This is a genomic window from Paracoccus sp. AK26 (assembly GCF_011801365.1).
GTDB lineage: Bacteria > Pseudomonadota > Alphaproteobacteria > Rhodobacterales > Rhodobacteraceae > Paracoccus > Paracoccus aerius.
In genome coordinates this window covers 19,294-34,290 of record NZ_CP041041.1, presented here as the reverse complement: position 1 = coordinate 34,290, position 14,997 = coordinate 19,294, and the positions used below count along the sequence as shown (strand labels likewise).

Sequence of the window (14,997 nt, the reverse complement as noted above, 5' to 3'; positions counted from 1 at the left end):
GCATAAGGGGCGGCACTGAAGGATATCGTTCCTGACAAGGACGATGCCGCCCCGACGAAACAAGAGCCGATCCCATGAACAGCCAAGCCGAAACCCCTCTCGCTCCGGCGACATTGACGCATCTGCAACGCCTGGAAGCCGAAAGCATCCACATCATGCGCGAGGTGGTGGCGAATGCCGAAAACCCGGTGATGCTGTATTCAGTGGGCAAGGACTCGGCCTGCATGTTGCATCTGGCGCGCAAGGCCTTTTATCCCGCGCCGCCCCCTTTCCCGCTGCTGCATGTGGACACGACCTGGAAATTCCAGGCGATGTATGAATTGCGCGACCGGGCGGCCAAGGCCGCGGGCATGGATCTGATCGTCCACCAGAACCCCGAGGCCAAGGAACAGGGCATCAACCCCTTCGACCACGGCCCCCTTCACACCGATATGTGGAAGACCGAGGGGCTGAAGCAGGCGCTGACGAAATACAACTTCGACGTGGCCTTCGGCGGCGCGCGGCGCGACGAGGAAAAGTCCCGCGCCAAGGAACGGATCTTTTCCTTCCGTTCGGCCAACCATCGCTGGGATCCCAAGAACCAGCGGCCCGAACTGTGGAAGCTGTACAACACCCGCAAGTCCAAGGACGAATCGATCCGCGTCTTCCCGCTGTCGAACTGGACCGAGCTGGACATCTGGCAATACATCCACCTCGAAAACATCGAGATCGTGCCGCTGTATTTCAGCGAACCGCGCCCGGTCGTGGAACGCGACGGGCTGCTGATCATGGTCGATGACGACCGCTTCCCGCTGAATGGCGAAACCCCGCAGATGCGGTCGGTCCGCTTCCGCACGCTGGGCTGCTATCCCCTGACCGGCGCCGTCGAATCCAACGCCCGCACCCTGCCCGAGGTGATCCAGGAAATGCTGCTGACCACCACGTCCGAACGGCAGGGCCGGGCCATCGACAAGGATCAGGCCGCCTCCATGGAGAAGAAGAAGCAGGAAGGGTATTTCTGAGATGACCGCGCACACCCAGGATCCCGTATATGTGACCGATGCCCTGATATCGCAGGACATCGACGCCTATCTGCTGAAGCACCAGCACAAGACCATGCTGCGCTTCATCACCTGCGGATCGGTCGACGACGGCAAGTCCACGCTGATCGGCCGCCTGCTTTACGACAGCAAGATGATCTTCGAGGATCAGCTTGCGTCCCTGGAAGCCGACAGCAAGGTGTCGGGCACCCAGGGCGGAGAGATCGACTTTGCCCTGCTGGTCGACGGCCTGGCCGCCGAACGCGAACAGGGCATCACCATCGACGTGGCCTATCGCTTCTTCGCGACCGACAAGCGCAAGTTCATCGTGGCCGATACGCCGGGGCATGAACAATACACCCGCAACATGGTCACCGGCGCATCCACTGCCGATCTGGCCGTCATCCTGATCGACGCGCGCCAGGGCGTGCTGACCCAGACGCGTCGGCACAGCTATCTGGTGAACCTGCTGGGCATCAAGAACATCGTGCTGGCCGTCAACAAGATGGACCTTGTCGATTACTCGGCCGAACGCTTCTACGAGATCGTCAGCGATTACTCGCATTTCGCCAAGCAGATCGGCATGGACAGCTTCCTGCCCATCCCGATTTCAGGGCTGAAGGGCGACAATATCGTTTCCAGAAGCCCGGAAATGCCGTGGTACCAGGGGCCGACCCTTCTGGGCCATCTTGAGGAAGCGCCTGTCAGCGACACGGCCATGCAGGACGCGCCCTTCCGCATGGCGGTGCAATGGGTGAACCGCCCGCATCTGGATTTCCGCGGCTTCGCGGGCCAGATCAGCGCGGGCGCCGTTCATCCGGGCGATCCGGTGCGCGTCCTGCCCTCGGGCAAGACCACCACCGTCAAGTCCATCGTGACCTTCGACGGCGACCTGCACCAGGCCGTCGCCGGCCAGTCCGTCACCCTGACCTTCGCGGACGAGATAGACTGTTCGCGCGGCGACGTGATCGTGCGCGCCGACGCCCCCTGCGAGGTGGCCGATCAGTTCGAGGCGACCCTGGTCTGGATGGCCGAGCAGGAAATGCTGCCGGGCCGGCCCTATCTGCTGAAGATCGGCACCCAGACCGTCAGCGCCACCATCACCGAGCCGAAATACGAGGTGAACGTCAACACGATGGAGCATCTGGCCAGCAGGACGCTGGGCTTGAATGCCATCGGCGTGGTCAATATCTCGACCGACCGACCCGTGCCCTTTGAAGCCTATGCCGACAACCCGGACCTTGGCGGCTTCATCCTGATCGACCGGATGACGAACGCCACCATCGCCGCCGGGATGCTGCATTTCGCGCTGCGCCGGTCGCAGAACATCCACTGGCAATCGACCGACATCAACCGTGACGCCCATGCCGCGCAGAAGAACCAGAGGGCCAAGGTCGTCTGGTTCACCGGCCTGTCAGGTTCGGGCAAGTCCACAATCGCGAATATCGTGGAACGCAAGCTGCACGCGATGGGCAAGCATACCTTCCTGCTGGACGGCGACAACGTGCGCCACGGGCTGAATCGCGACCTGGGCTTCACCGATGCCGACCGCGTGGAAAACGTCCGCCGCGTGGGCGAGGTCGCCAAGCTGATGACCGATGCCGGCTTGATCGTGCTGACCGCGTTCATCTCGCCCTTCCGGTCGGAACGGCGGATGGTCCGCGACATGATGGCCGCGGGCGAGTTCCTCGAGGTTTATGTCGATACCCCGCTGGACGTGGCCGAGGCGCGCGATGTGAAAGGTCTCTACAAGAAGGCGCGGTCGGGCCAGTTGAAGAACTTCACCGGCATCGACAGCCCCTACGAGGCCCCCGAGCAGGCCGAATTGGTGGTCAACACCGTGGCCCTGACAGCCGAGGAAGCCGCCGACCGGGTGATCGCGGCGATCCTGTCGCAAGGCTGACCGGCCCCGGACAGCCGATCCTGCTACGGTCATCAGCCAGCCTCTGCCCTTTGGCAGACGCCGGCTGTGGCTGTGCCTTTGCCAACCCGGCTCTGCAGCTTGCTGATCATGTCGCTCTGCATGGGCGGGCCTTCGCACATGCAGAAAAATAAGCCGGATGTCAGGAACCTCTCGGGTTTATAAATGTTAAAACGCCGTAGTTGATCTGCTATTTTGCAATGACTTAACGAGTATGCCCGCCCTTTTCGGCGGGCATTTTTCGGTCTTGTTTCACCCTCTGGTTGATCGGTTGATCAATAACCGAAGATGTCATCCGCAAGCTGTGCGGGCGTAAGGTTTGGATCGCGAACAAGAATACGGTCCCCATCCCCCAGATCAATTACAACCCCAGCGGAAGTTCTTGTCATGTGGTCGCGCATGAATGCCGCAGGGTCGGCGTCCAGCAGGATCCGCGGGATCAGCAGGCGGTCGGCATCGTGGTCAAAGCCCTGGATCGTGTCAAAGCCGCCCCCGCGGGCAAAGACAAAGGTATCTGCCCCTGCCCCGCCATTCAGCAGGTCATTGCCGATGCCCCCGCTCAGCGTGTCGTTCCCCGCACCGCCCCACAGGCTGTCCGCGCCCCTTTCGCCGATCAGCCAGTCGTTTCCGGCATCGCCTGCCATCAGGTCATTGCCGTCGCCGCCCCAAAGCCGGTCATTGCCAGCCGCCCCGCGCAGCGTGTCATGCCCCGCTTCGCCGCGCAGCATGTCATGGCCATCCATCCCCGCAAGAAGGTCGTTGCCGATGCCGCCCTGCAGCGTGTCATTGCCAAGGCCACCGTCCAGGCTGTCCGCACCCGCACCGCCAATCAGCCGGTCATGGCCTGCCTGGCCCAGCAGGCGGTCATGGCCACCCGCACCATTGACCCAATCATCGCCGGCGCCCGCGTCGACAGTGTCGTTGCGGCTGGTCAGCCCCAGGTCGTCATTCCCGGCACCCGGTCCCGCAGCGGCCAGCCGGACGCCGGACGCGCTGTCCAGCCAGTCCGCACGGCTTTGCATCGTGCCGTTGACGCTGGGCTGGGCGACCTTCTGGAAGCCCCCCGTATCCGGCCGGACCTGCCCATCGGTGCGGGCAAGGTTCTGCGTCACCATCAGCACCGGGTAATCGTATCCGTTGATCCGCATCGTGCCGGTCTGCAGGCCGATCCCCAGATACGAGGTGGCGCCCATGATGTTGGCGTAATGGCCGGGGCTGTCCATCAGGTTCTGGTGCAGGTGACGGATCTCATCGCGTAGGTCCGACGCGCCCTGGATGCTGACATAGGCGATATTCTCGGCCGTTGCCCAACTGCCGGCCAGATCGAAGCCCGCGGCCTCGATCCGCTGGCGAGGGGATGAACCGCCCTGCCCCGTATGGGAAAACACGTCCTTGTCCAGCAGCCAGCGACTATGCGCGTCTGCCGAATCGTTCAGCCGTTTTTCCAGTGTAAGGGGCGGCAGCCCCCTGTCCTTGCGGGCCTGGTTGACGAGGCTGGCGAAGTAGCGTTCGTTCGCAGTGGCATAGGACATGTGACGGTCCAAGGATGGGGACGGTTCCTCAACCATAGCGTGTCAGGCATGAAAAGTTCGCTAAAGATATGTCAAATGCGAACTATCGCCGACGGCTGGCGTCCGGTCGGCGATTTTCCCCAGATCACGGCACCCGGCGTCACGAAATGCGCGATAGCGGCGCGAGCCGAGGCTTTACGGATTGCAGACTGCCAGAGGACAGCCCGCAATCCCCCCGGTCCTAGTAGTCATGCTCGAAATAGATGCCCAGGGTGCTGCCGCCCTCGGTCCCGACGGATCCGCGCGCGGTCAGGGAATCGGTGACGTCCAGGTTCAGGTTCAGCGTGCTTCGCCCGTCGGCCCCCACCGCGACATCGGTATACAGGTTGTCCGACAGATACTTGCCCGCGCGGACCTGGACATTCCCGTCATCGTCGGTTGCCAGATCCAAGTCGTCCAGTCCAACCTGGTTGCGCAGGTTGCCGATGATCCCCTCGCCCCCCCTGCCCGCCAGGACGGCGATGGCGTTGGCAAGCTGGGCTGCTTGCAGCGGACTGATATTGTCCAGTCCGCGCCCGAACAGCAGTTGGGACAGCACCTCCTCCTCGGGCAGTTCGGGCGAGGATTCGAAGGTGATCTCGGGGTCGCGGACCTCTCCGTCTATGATGATGCGGGTGGTGATGCCGTCCCGGTCGGTTTCAGCCACAAGGCGGATCACCGGGATCAGGCTGCCCTGCAGTTCGACCAGCCCCTCGGTCAGGTCGAACCGGCGGCCCAGCAGGTCCACCCGGCCCCGGATCAGTTCCAGGAAGCCGATGGGGATGGCGTTGCGGGTGGTTCCCTGGACCTGCAGCGACCCGCCCAGTTCCGCATCGACGCCGCGTCCGCGCACGAAGACCTGGTTCGGCGCGTTGATGACCAGATCCAGCCGCGGCGGCGCCGATGGCGGGGTCGAGGGCGGCCCGGCCATGCCCGCATCGCGCGCGGCCTGACTGGGATAGCCTTCAAGCCCGGCCTTGGCGCGGGTGGACCGGACAGGCCGCGTATCGCCGACATGGTTGATGTCCGGGATCGCCCTTGCTCCGCCAAGGCCGGTCGATGGGATGCGGATCTCGGTCTCGCCCAGGTTGACGACACCGGATATCAGCGGCCCGTCGGCATTGCTGCCCGACATGCGCAGGTTGCCGCTGATCTCGGTCTGGTACAGGTTCGGGTCGCGTGCGATGACCCGGTCCAGCACGATGGACAGGTCCAGCGTCCCGGCCTGCAGGTCAACCGGCCCGCTGACCTGCACGCGACCGCCCGCCGCGACATTGGCGCCGGCATCGACGCTGATGCGCCCGCCCGCCAGATCGGCCGTGGCATTCACGTCTTCCAGCCGGATCCCGACGCCCGGATCGACGATCTGGCCGTTGGTCAGTTGCAACCGGCCGCTGACCGACTGCAGCGAAGGCGGGCCGTTGACGGTCAGGTTCAGCGACAGCGGCCCTTCGACGCTGCGGGTGCGGATAAAGGTATTGGCGATCGACGCATTGCTGGAGCCGGTGATGGACAGGTCCATGGTCGAGAAATCGCGCGCGACGGTCCCTCCGACCTGCACCTGGGTGCTTCCCGGCGCGGTGATCGTCAGGTCAACGACGAATCTTGCCCCCTCTTCGCGAATGGTGCCGTTGACCTGCACGGGGCCGGGAAATTCAGGTTGCAGCAGACCCAGATCGGTCAGGCGCGCGCTGACGGTCATGCCGCTGGCGGTGTCGCCCTCGGCCTGGATTTGCAGCTGCGGGTTCTGGACGTTCAGCCGCTGGAAGGACAGCCCCGCCGGTGCTTGCGTGGCGGCGATGTCGAAGCTGGTCTGGCCCCGCAGCAGCGGATCGACGCGGGGCTGGCCCACCGACAGGCCCGAGGCGGTGCCGGTCGCGGTGATGCGACGAACGGCGCCGTCCTGGACCAGCCGCGCATCGGCGTTCAGCGCGCCGCTGATGCCGTTGCCCAGGAAGCGCAGATCCTGCGCATTCACCTGCGCCGTCACATCCGTCCGGTTGCCCCCGACCGTGCCGCTGGCGGTCGCGTTCAGGCGCGGATTCTCGACCCGGGCCTGCTCAATGGTGAAGACGCCGTTTTGTTCGGTGCCGGTCACGGCGAGGCGCGTTTCGCCGGCAAGCGCGCCATCGACCTGCGCTTGTCCAAAGGCAAGGTCGCGCCCCGTGCCGGTGACCTCCAGCCGCCGGATGCCGTCGCCTGCCTCGCGGAAGCTGCCGGTCAGGTTCAGGGCACCGCGCCAGCCGGGGCCGAAGGGCGCAAGCGAGGCCACCTGAACATCGGCCGAGATATCGGTGACGCCGGGGCCATAGACCCCTTGGGCGGTCGCGTTCATCTGGTCGTTGACCAGTTCCACGTCGCGCAGGGTGACGGTGCCGTCCCGTTCCTCGGCCTGCACCCGCAGGCGGGTTGTGCCGGTCAGGGCGGCATCGGCGTTCCCCACGCCGAAGGACAGGTTCTGCCCCGACCCCGTCATGTCGATGAAGCGCGTGCCGTCCTGTTCGGTCAGCCGGGCCATGGCATCAAAGCCGCCGGTCCAGCCTTCGCGGATCGCGGACAGATCCGGCACGGACAGATCCAGATTTGCGTCAAGCGCGCCTTGGGCAAAGCTGCCCCGGCCTTCGGCGCGGATCTGGGGGTTGGCCAGGCGAAACACCTCGACCTCGTAACCCTCGGGCTTTTCGGCGGCCAGCAGGGTCAGGGTGGTCTGGCCTTCAAGCGCGTTGTCCAGGGCCTCGATGCCGATGCGCAGATCCTCGGCCTCGCCGCTGACGGTCAACTGGCGCGAACCGGCTGCGCCCGACAGCTTAGCCTCGGCCTGAAGCGCGCCCGAGAAGTTCGGGTCGGCATCCTGCAGCGAGGGCATCGAGATCGTCGCGGTCAGATCGCTGGACAGGCTGTTGACATAGCCCTGCGCCTGCGCGGTCAGGCGCTGCGCGTTGACGGACAGATCCTCGATCTCGATCCCGGTTTCGTCACGGCGGGCGTCCAGGGTGATGGTGGACTGCCCTTCCAGCAGGCGGTCAAGCTGCGGTTGGTCCAGTGCGATATCGGTGCCGGTCACGCTGGCGTCGATGTCGAAGCTGCGGTTGAGAAAGCGGTAATAGCCGCGCAGGCTGGCATCGGCCCTGCCCTGAATATCCCGCCCGGCCAGCGTCGATAGACGGGCCAGATCCTCGTAACGGGCATCGGCATCGACCGACAGCACGAAGCCGCTGCCCAGGCCCGACAGCAGCACAAGCCCGTCCAGCCCATAGTCGGGACCGGTGACCGTCAGGTCGGAAAACTCGACCGCGTTGCCGGGCGTTAAGTCGAAGCTGGTGCTGCCGGTGATTTCGGGACCGATGGCCTGGGCCAGACCCGCATCGGCAAAGACCATCTGCCGCGACCCGAAGCGGATGCCGCCGTTCAGGGACGCAAAGCTGCCCCCTTCCAGCACCACCGCGCCCGACCCGTCCAGTTGCAATTCGCCCAGCAGCACATCGCCCAGGTCAAGCGCGCCGACACGTCCGTTCAGGGTCCAGCCCTGGCCCTGCGCCGCGTCATATTGCAGTTCCAGCCGCCCGCTTTCCACGGTCGAGTTCTCGCCCGCGAAGGGCAGGGGAACCGGCACCTGCGCGGCGCCCGCGTCCGATCCAAGCGCGATCAGCAATTCGGCATTCTGCGGCGCGCCCTGGGCATTGACGGCAAGCGAGCCGTCCAGCGACAGTGCCTCGGTCACAAGGTTCAGGGTGGGGATTTGCAGCCGTCCGTCCTCGCCCCGCCAGCCTTCGGCGCGAAGCTGGACCTGGTTGCCGAAGAAGGCGCGGTTCTGCGGCGCCAGCAGGGAGGCTACATCGCCACCCAGTTGCAACGCGAAATTGGTCCCGGGATCGCCGGCGGGGCCGGGGGCGCCCGATGCGCTGACGCGGCCTGTCACCCGCGGCAGCCCGTCGGTCGCCAGCCGGATGTCGACGCCAAAGTCGCGGATCTGGCCTTCGCCGCTGATTTCCGCCACGACCGAGGGCTTGTCGTAAAGGTCGATCAGGTTGACCAGCAGCCCGTCGGCAGCCTCGTCAAGCGTCAGGTTCACGCGCAGGACCTGCGTTTCGTTGGAAAAGCCGGCATCCAGGTTGAAGTTGCCGCGCGGACCGTCCAGCCGCTGGATCGCAAGCCGGGCCTGGCCCTCGCCGCCCTCAAGGCTCATGCCGCCGGTCAGGGAGATCGCGGCGGCAAGGCCGATGACGGGTTCGCCCAGTTCCACCCGCTCGGCCCGGATCTGCTCGATATTCAGGGCGACGGGCAACTCGGGCAGGGCGAATTCGAATTCCCGCGCTTCGGCGGTGGGGGCCTGTGCCTCGCCCACCGGCAGGCGGGGCAGCAGGATCTCGCGGGCCGACAGTTCCGCGATCTCGATCCGGCCGCGCAGCAGGGCCGAGCGGTTCCACTGGATCGCGCCATCGTTCAGCGTCAGCCAGACGCCGTCGCGGTCGGCGATGGTGATCCGGTCAAAGGTCGCGCGGGACGAGAGCGCGCCCTGAAAGCCGTCGATCACGACCTCGCGGCCGGCACTGGACAGATTGCGTTCCAGAAGCCGGGTCAGGAAGCCGCGGTCGTCGCTTTCCTGCTGGGAGATCTCGGCCGCGCTTTGCGCCATGACCGACAGCGGGAACAGGATCGCGAAAAGGATCAGCCAGAGTTTGCGCATTAGAAAGCCTGCCCCAGTCCAAGATACAGTTGCACGCCCTCGCCAGTGTCCCCCCCGGTAGGTCCGGCCACGTCGAAACGCAGCGGCCCGATGGGCGTGTTATAGCGAACGCCGATCCCCGCCCCCGAGTGCCATTCGCTTCCGCCGTTCCAGCCATCTTCCGCCCAGACCTCGCCGTAATCGGCGAATGCCACGACGCCGATCCTTTCGCGGACCTGCCAGCGGACCTCGGCCGACAGGGTTGCCACGCTCATCCCGCCGGTCTTGATCGTGTCGCCTGCTTCGTTCTCGATCTCCTCGACCCCCAGCGACTGGTAGGGCTGCCCTCGCACGGTGCCGCCCCCGCCCGAGAAGAACAGGTAGTTGCGCGGCGTGTTCTGGATTTCGCTGCCCAGGACGCTGCCGATGCGGGCGCGGCCCGCCAGGGTGAAGCGGTCGTCCGTGCCGAAGGAACGGAAGACGCGGCCCTCGCCCAGGATGCGGATGCCTGAATCGGTGCCGTCGAAGCCCTTGAAGGGCGTGGCGTCGCCCTGCAGGTAATAGCCGCGCTTGGCGTTGTTTTCGTTGTCGCGCGCGTCCCACAGGACGCTTGTGGGCAGGGCCAGGACCTTGAAGTCGGTTTCCTCGCCGCCCTCGTCGTAAACGCGGGAAAACTGGTACTGGATCGCCGTGTCGAAGGTGAAGCGGTCGCTGAAGATATAGTTGAAGCCCAGGCCGATGATGCCGGTATCCTCGTCGTAGTCTTCCTCTCGCATCCGGGTCAGGCTGGTCAGGACATAGGCCGTGGTATCAGGCGTGATGGTGGCAGGCCTGTCGATGCGCAGGGTGATGCGTTCGTCCCGGCCGCTGCTGTCGGATCCCATGTCCTTGACCTCGCCCTCGATCCGCAGGCGTTCGGCCCCGCCCAGAAGGTTGCGATGCATCCAGTAGGCCGACACCATCGCCCCGTCGGTCGAGGAAATCTCGAAGCCCGCGCCGATCCGGCGAGGCTTCTGTTCGACCACGGTCAGGTTGATGTCCATGCTGCCGTCGGGGTTCAGGGTTTCCGCCTCTTCCAGGGTGATGGCGGAAAAGACGCCGGTCCGGCGCAGGCGCTTCCTGACATCCTCGACCTCGTCTGGATCGAAGCGCGCGCCTTCGGGCAGGCCCGCGATCTTGTGCAGCCTGCGGGGGTTCATGCGGTCGTATCCGCGCATGTTCAGCCGCCCGAAGGTGACGGCGGGTCCGGGTGCCAGGCCGATCTGGCTGTCCACGGTGTTGGTGTTGTGATCCGCCGTGATCTCTTGTCCCGCGACCTCGGCCTTGGCGTGGCCGACCTCGCGCCAACCCGCGACGCCGGCCCGTGCGGCGCCCCGGATCGTGCCGGTGCCCGCGACCTCGCCCTGGCGGTATTCGGCGGGCAGGTCGGTTCGGGGGGCGACAGGCGCAATGGCCGCGCGCGAAAAGCGGAAGCGCGGGCCGGTCTGCACGCTGACGACCACCTGTCGCACGACCTCGGGCGCGTCCAGCGGCGCGACCTCGGCCGCCTCGACCCCGTCCAGGGTGATGTTGATGATGGCCGAGTAGTAGCCCCGGTCATAAAGGTTGCCCAGGATCCGGGCGTAATCGCCCCGCGCCGCCGCCAGCACGTCCTGTCCCGTGGTCCGGCCTTCCGACAGGGCGCCCGAGATCAGCGAGCCGTTGCGCAGCGGCTGTTCCAGGTCGTCGGCACCCTGGATGCGGAACTGCAGATCCACCGGGCCTTCGTCCGTGCGTCCCCCGAACAGGCCGGAAAAGGGCGAGGATGCGGATTGCGCCCAGGCCATTCCTCCAAGGCCCATGACCGTGGATGCCAGAAGCGCCGCCCGAAGATATGCCCGCATGTCCTGCCCTGCCGTTCTTGCTTTGCCTCATATGAACAGGACGCCCGGGTGAATCCAAGCGATTCATCGGCAGAAACGGGGGCGGCGGACGGGATTCCGCCACCCGGCGCGGTCAGGACAGCGCGGCCAGACAGCCGTGCAGGGCGGCCATGTCGTCGCGGATCAGGAAGATCGGCGTGTTTTCGGGGATGTGGCGCATATAGGGCTCGGCCAGGAAGGACGCCTCGAACCGATCCATCCGGTCCGAGATGCTGCGCCCGACGCTGCCCGCCAGGAACATCCCTTCCAGCGGCATGAAGCGCAGCGCCAGTTCCCGGCACAGCAGACCCACCAGGTCGGTGAACAGGTCATAGGTCGCATTGGCAACGGGATCGCCCGCATCCGCCGCCCGGTCGATCTGCTCGCCCGGCACTGGTGTCGTCCCCGTCAGCGCGGCATGAAGGCGCGACAACCCGCGCCCGGCAAAGGCTTCCTCGGTCGAGATGAAGCCCGCCATAGCCTCGGGGCCGACGGCATCCAGCAGGCGAAGATAAATGTTGGCGGGCAGGCTGGTATGGCCTTCCTCGGCCTCGAGCGCGGCGATGGCCCCGCCGGGCAGGCTGCGGACTGCGCAGACGTTGAAGCCGGTTCCCAGGTTCACGACCAGCGACTGCCCGTTGCGGGGCCGACCGGCCGGCGCGCGGCGCAGCGTGGCCAGCCCGTCGCCCGCCAGGACCGGCGTGGCATAGCCCATCGCGGTCAGGTCGTTGATCAGCCGGACATGGTCCGCATCCGTCAGCCGCGCCAGCCGATCCTCGGAAAAGTCCCAGGGCCGGTTGGTCAGCCGCGCCCGCCCGTTGCTGACCGGACCCGCCACCGCCACGCAGACGCCGGTGATGCGGGGCTGGTCCTGTTCCTGCAGGAACTGGCGCACCACGTCATCGAAGCTGGCATAGTCGTCGCCGCGAAAGCGGGTCACCGACTGCCGGTCGATGACGCCGTTTCGCGCAATGGCCAAACGAGCGTTCGTGCCCCCCACATCGCCCAGAAGTATCGCCATTCGGGGACCGTCCTTCCTGTCGCCTTAGCCCTTTACAACGCAGGACAATTGCCGGTTTCGACAGCCAACGCAACGCCGCGTCGCGCCAAAAAGCGGAACCCACCGCGCCGCCGATACGTTTTTCCCCAGCAAACACTGAAGAAAGGCCCTGTCATGTCCCGCATCGCAACCCGCATCGTCCGCCTTGGCGTGGCCGGCAGCGTCGCGGCGCTGATGGCCATGCCAGCCATTTCCGCGACCAGGCCCGACCAGCCCGTGCAGGCATGGCCTGCAATGGCGGGGGTCGATACCGCGACCCTGCTGGAACAGGCCCAGGACCTGCCCACGTCCGACATGGCGGTGGGCGACCAGCCCTATTGCGCCGCCGATGCCGAGATCCAGCAGACCCTGCGCCATGACTTCAACGAAACGCCCGTGCCCGGCGACGGCCATGCCGCGACCGAGTTGTGGGCCTCGGACCAGATGGGCACTTGGACGCTGGTCGCGCCACGCCGCGATGACACAAGCTGCATCATCGCCTCGGGCATCGGTTATGACCAGGCACGGGACGTGGATGTCTATTACCAGACGGCAGGCCTGCGCTAACTGACCCGGCGCAGGAAGGCGCGGGTGCGGTCGTCCTGCGGATCGCCGAAGATCTGCGCGGGCGGTCCCTGTTCGACGATGCGCCCGCCTTCCATGAAGACGATCCGGTCGGCGATCTCGCGCGCGAACTGCATCTCGTGCGTGACGATCAGGATGGTCTGCCGGCCATCGGCGATCGACCGGATCAGGTCCAGAACCTCGCCCACCCATTCGGGATCAAGCGCACTGGTCGGTTCGTCGAACAGCAGCAGGTCGGCGTCCAATGCCATCGCCCGGCCGATGCCCACGCGCTGCTGCTGTCCGCCCGACATGGCGGATGGATAGCTGTCGCCGCGATCGCCCAGGCCGATCTGGCCCAGAATCTCGTCGGCGCGCGCGGCGGCGCGGGCCTTGGGCCAGCCGCGGACCGTGGTCAGCCCTTCCATGATGTTCTGCCGGGCGGTCTTGTTGGCGAACAGCGCATAGTTCTGGAACACGAAGCCCGTCCTGCGCCGCAGCGCAAGGATGTCCGCCCGCGACGCGCGCGCGGCATCAACCGACAGATCGCCGACCGTGATCCGCCCCGCATCGGGCGCATCCAGCCAGTTCATGCAGCGCAGAAGCGTCGATTTGCCGGTGCCGGAGGGGCCGATGATCGCCACCCGCTCACCGGGTTTCAGGCACAGGTCGATGCCGTCCAGGACCGTGTTCGTCCCGAACCGCTTGACCAGGCCGGCAATGTCGATCTCGCATGTCATCGTGCAACCGCCTTTCCCAGCCGGCGTTCCATCCAGCGTTGCCCGACCGACAGCGCCTCGACCATGATCCAGTAGATCACGGCGACGACCAGGAAGGCTTCCAGGTACAGGAAGCTGCCGGCCGCTTCCTTTTGCGCGGCGCCCATCATCTCGGTCACGCCGAGGGTAAAGGCAAGCGAGGTGCTTTTGATCAGGTCGATGAAATAGTTCATCAACGTGGGCGCGGCAACGCGGGACGCCTGCGGCAGGACGATCCGGCGCAGAAGCTGGCCCTGCGTCATCCCGATCGATTGCGCGGCCTCCCATTGGCTGCGGTCCACGCCAAGGATCGCGCCGCGGATGCTTTCGGCCATATAGGCCGCGAAATGCAGCGTCAGGCCGATGACCGCCGCCGTGACCCCGTCGATATTGGTCAGCGCGGGCACAAGCTGCGGCAGCCCGTAATAGAACAGGAACAGCTGCACCAGCAGCGGCGTGCCCCGGAAGAAGCTGATGAACACCGCCACCACGCCGTCCGCGACCGGCACGCGCAAGACGCGCACGATCGCAAGCAGCGCGGCCAGGATCAGCGCCGCCGCCATCGCGACAAGCGCCATTCCCAATGTCAGCGGGACATAGCCGAGGATGATCGGCACCAGATCCCACATATAGGCGGTATCAAGTGGCCTCATTCAGCGGCGGCCGCGGGCTTGGTCACATCGGCATCCAGCCATTTCCGCGAGATCTCGGCCAAGGTGCCGTTCTCCTTGAGCTGGGTGATGGCGGCATCCACCTTGTCGCGCATCGCCAGCCCGGCCTCGTCGTTGCGGAAGGGCAGGGCGTTCCGGATCTCGCTGAAGGGCTGGCCGGCCAGGGCCAGGGGCAGCGGGCTTTCCTTGATTACCTGGGCCGAGGAGACGCGGTCCATGACAAAGGCATCGACCCGGCCCAGGGCGGTGTCCTGTTCGATATTGCTTTCATAGGTGCGGATGTCGATTTCCGACGCATAGGGCAGTTCACGCAGCAATTGCTCGTAATTCGAGCCCAGGTTCACCGCGACCGACTTGCCCTTGAGGCTTTCGGGGCCGGTGATCTCGCCCTCGTTGCCGGCCTTCACCACGACCTGCGCGCCGTCATAGACATAGGGCTGGGTAAAGGCGAACTTCGCCTCGCGTTCGGGGGTAATGGTGATCTGGTTCGCGACGGTGTCGATGCGGCCGGATTCCAGGGCACCGATCAGGCCGGAAAAGGACATGGTGACGAACTCGATGTCGTCGCCGGTGATCTCGCCCACGGCGTTCATCAGGTCCACCTCGAAGCCCTGCAATTCGTCGGCGCGTGTGAAGGTAAAGGGAAAATAGCCGCCCGACATGCCGACGCGGATCGTTTCCGCGGCGGCGGGCAGGGCGGTGGAAAGCGCCAGGGCGGCGGACAGGATGATGCTGCGCATGAGGAAAATCTCCTTATTCTACTGGGCCTTGAGATGCGCCGGGCGATGATCGGCCGCAAGTCCCCCGCCTGCAGAAAGGGACAAGATGCGCGACGGCTGGCAGGCCTTTGGGACGACAGTTGCGGGAAAACGGCTGGGCAGGAACAATGTTCCGCACCGCAATCATCG

General features: G+C 65.7%; 10 protein-coding genes. 3 read left to right on the top strand and 7 right to left on the bottom strand.

Translation table 11 applies throughout. The features are described 5' to 3' along the window. Positions 1-74: 74 nt before the first annotated feature. Entirely contained in the window at positions 75-1,001 is a 927-nt protein-coding gene (gene cysD / locus FIU66_RS00150; RefSeq protein WP_167620805.1) for a sulfate adenylyltransferase subunit CysD, read from the top strand. 1 nt (position 1,002) lies between these two features. Then, the gene (gene cysN, locus FIU66_RS00145; protein WP_167620804.1) at positions 1,003-2,922 is read left to right on the top strand and encodes a sulfate adenylyltransferase subunit CysN; all 1,920 of its coding nucleotides are present in this window, start codon (positions 1,003-1,005) and stop codon (positions 2,920-2,922) included. Positions 2,923-3,215: 293 nt separating this feature from the next. Here the strand turns inward: cysN and FIU66_RS00140 are convergent, their stop codons facing one another. The 4 genes from FIU66_RS00140 to FIU66_RS00125 form a co-directional block, all read right to left on the bottom strand. Further along, on the bottom strand, positions 3,216-4,472 hold the full coding sequence (locus FIU66_RS00140; protein ID WP_167620803.1) for a CAP domain-containing protein: 1,257 nt from the start codon (positions 4,470-4,472) through the stop codon (positions 3,216-3,218). Positions 4,473-4,692: 220 nt separating this feature from the next. After that, a complete protein-coding gene (locus tag FIU66_RS00135) occupies positions 4,693-9,177 on the bottom strand; it encodes a translocation/assembly module TamB domain-containing protein (RefSeq protein ID WP_167620802.1) in 4,485 nt (1,494 codons plus the stop codon). Beyond that, entirely contained in the window at positions 9,177-11,039 is a 1,863-nt protein-coding gene (locus FIU66_RS00130; protein WP_167620801.1) for an autotransporter assembly complex family protein, read from the bottom strand. The genes FIU66_RS00135 and FIU66_RS00130 overlap by 1 nt, the downstream gene beginning before the upstream one ends. A 112-nt stretch (positions 11,040-11,151) precedes the next feature. Further along, positions 11,152-12,078 carry a glucokinase gene (locus tag FIU66_RS00125; RefSeq protein WP_167620800.1) on the bottom strand — a complete coding sequence of 309 codons (927 nt, stop codon included), beginning with the start codon at positions 12,076-12,078 and terminating at the stop codon, positions 11,152-11,154. A gap of 153 nt (positions 12,079-12,231) precedes the next feature. Between FIU66_RS00125 and FIU66_RS00120 the strand changes: the two genes are divergently transcribed. Further along, positions 12,232-12,663 (top strand): hypothetical protein, encoded by a 432-nt coding sequence (locus FIU66_RS00120; RefSeq protein WP_167620799.1) that lies wholly within the window; start codon positions 12,232-12,234, stop codon positions 12,661-12,663. Here FIU66_RS00120 and FIU66_RS00115 read toward each other — a convergent pair. From FIU66_RS00115 to FIU66_RS00105, 3 genes are read right to left on the bottom strand one after another with little or no spacing between them, the layout of a single operon-like run. Continuing rightward, positions 12,660-13,400, bottom strand: coding sequence for an amino acid ABC transporter ATP-binding protein (locus FIU66_RS00115; RefSeq protein WP_167620798.1), 741 nt, complete (start codon positions 13,398-13,400; stop codon positions 12,660-12,662). The two genes, FIU66_RS00120 and FIU66_RS00115, sit on opposite strands and share 4 nt — an antisense overlap. After that, the gene (locus FIU66_RS00110; protein ID WP_167620797.1) at positions 13,397-14,071 is read right to left on the bottom strand and encodes an amino acid ABC transporter permease; all 675 of its coding nucleotides are present in this window, start codon (positions 14,069-14,071) and stop codon (positions 13,397-13,399) included. Before FIU66_RS00110 ends, FIU66_RS00115 begins: the two co-directional genes overlap by 4 nt. Next, complete coding sequence (locus FIU66_RS00105) at positions 14,068-14,829, bottom strand: amino acid ABC transporter substrate-binding protein (protein ID WP_167620796.1); 762 nt, start codon at positions 14,827-14,829, stop codon at positions 14,068-14,070. Before FIU66_RS00105 ends, FIU66_RS00110 begins: the two co-directional genes overlap by 4 nt. Positions 14,830-14,997: the final 168 nt, after the last annotated feature.

Excerpts from the sequence above, each read along its gene's own strand:
- FIU66_RS00140 (WP_167620803.1), bottom strand. The coding sequence starts at position 4,472 with ATGTCCTATGCCACTGCGAACGAACGCTACTTCGCCAGCCTCGTCAAC.
- cysD (WP_167620805.1), top strand. The coding sequence starts at position 75 with ATGAACAGCCAAGCCGAAACCCCTCTCGCTCCGGCGACATTGACGCAT.
- FIU66_RS00130 (WP_167620801.1), bottom strand. The coding sequence starts at position 11,039 with ATGCGGGCATATCTTCGGGCGGCGCTTCTGGCATCCACGGTCATGGGC.
- FIU66_RS00125 (WP_167620800.1), bottom strand. The coding sequence starts at position 12,078 with ATGGCGATACTTCTGGGCGATGTGGGGGGCACGAACGCTCGTTTGGCC.
- FIU66_RS00120 (WP_167620799.1), top strand. The coding sequence starts at position 12,232 with ATGTCCCGCATCGCAACCCGCATCGTCCGCCTTGGCGTGGCCGGCAGC.
- FIU66_RS00115 (WP_167620798.1), bottom strand. The coding sequence starts at position 13,400 with ATGACATGCGAGATCGACATTGCCGGCCTGGTCAAGCGGTTCGGGACG.
- FIU66_RS00110 (WP_167620797.1), bottom strand. The coding sequence starts at position 14,071 with ATGAGGCCACTTGATACCGCCTATATGTGGGATCTGGTGCCGATCATC.
- FIU66_RS00105 (WP_167620796.1), bottom strand. The coding sequence starts at position 14,829 with ATGCGCAGCATCATCCTGTCCGCCGCCCTGGCGCTTTCCACCGCCCTG.
- FIU66_RS00135 (WP_167620802.1), bottom strand. The coding sequence starts at position 9,177 with ATGCGCAAACTCTGGCTGATCCTTTTCGCGATCCTGTTCCCGCTGTCG.
- cysN (WP_167620804.1), top strand. The coding sequence starts at position 1,003 with ATGACCGCGCACACCCAGGATCCCGTATATGTGACCGATGCCCTGATA.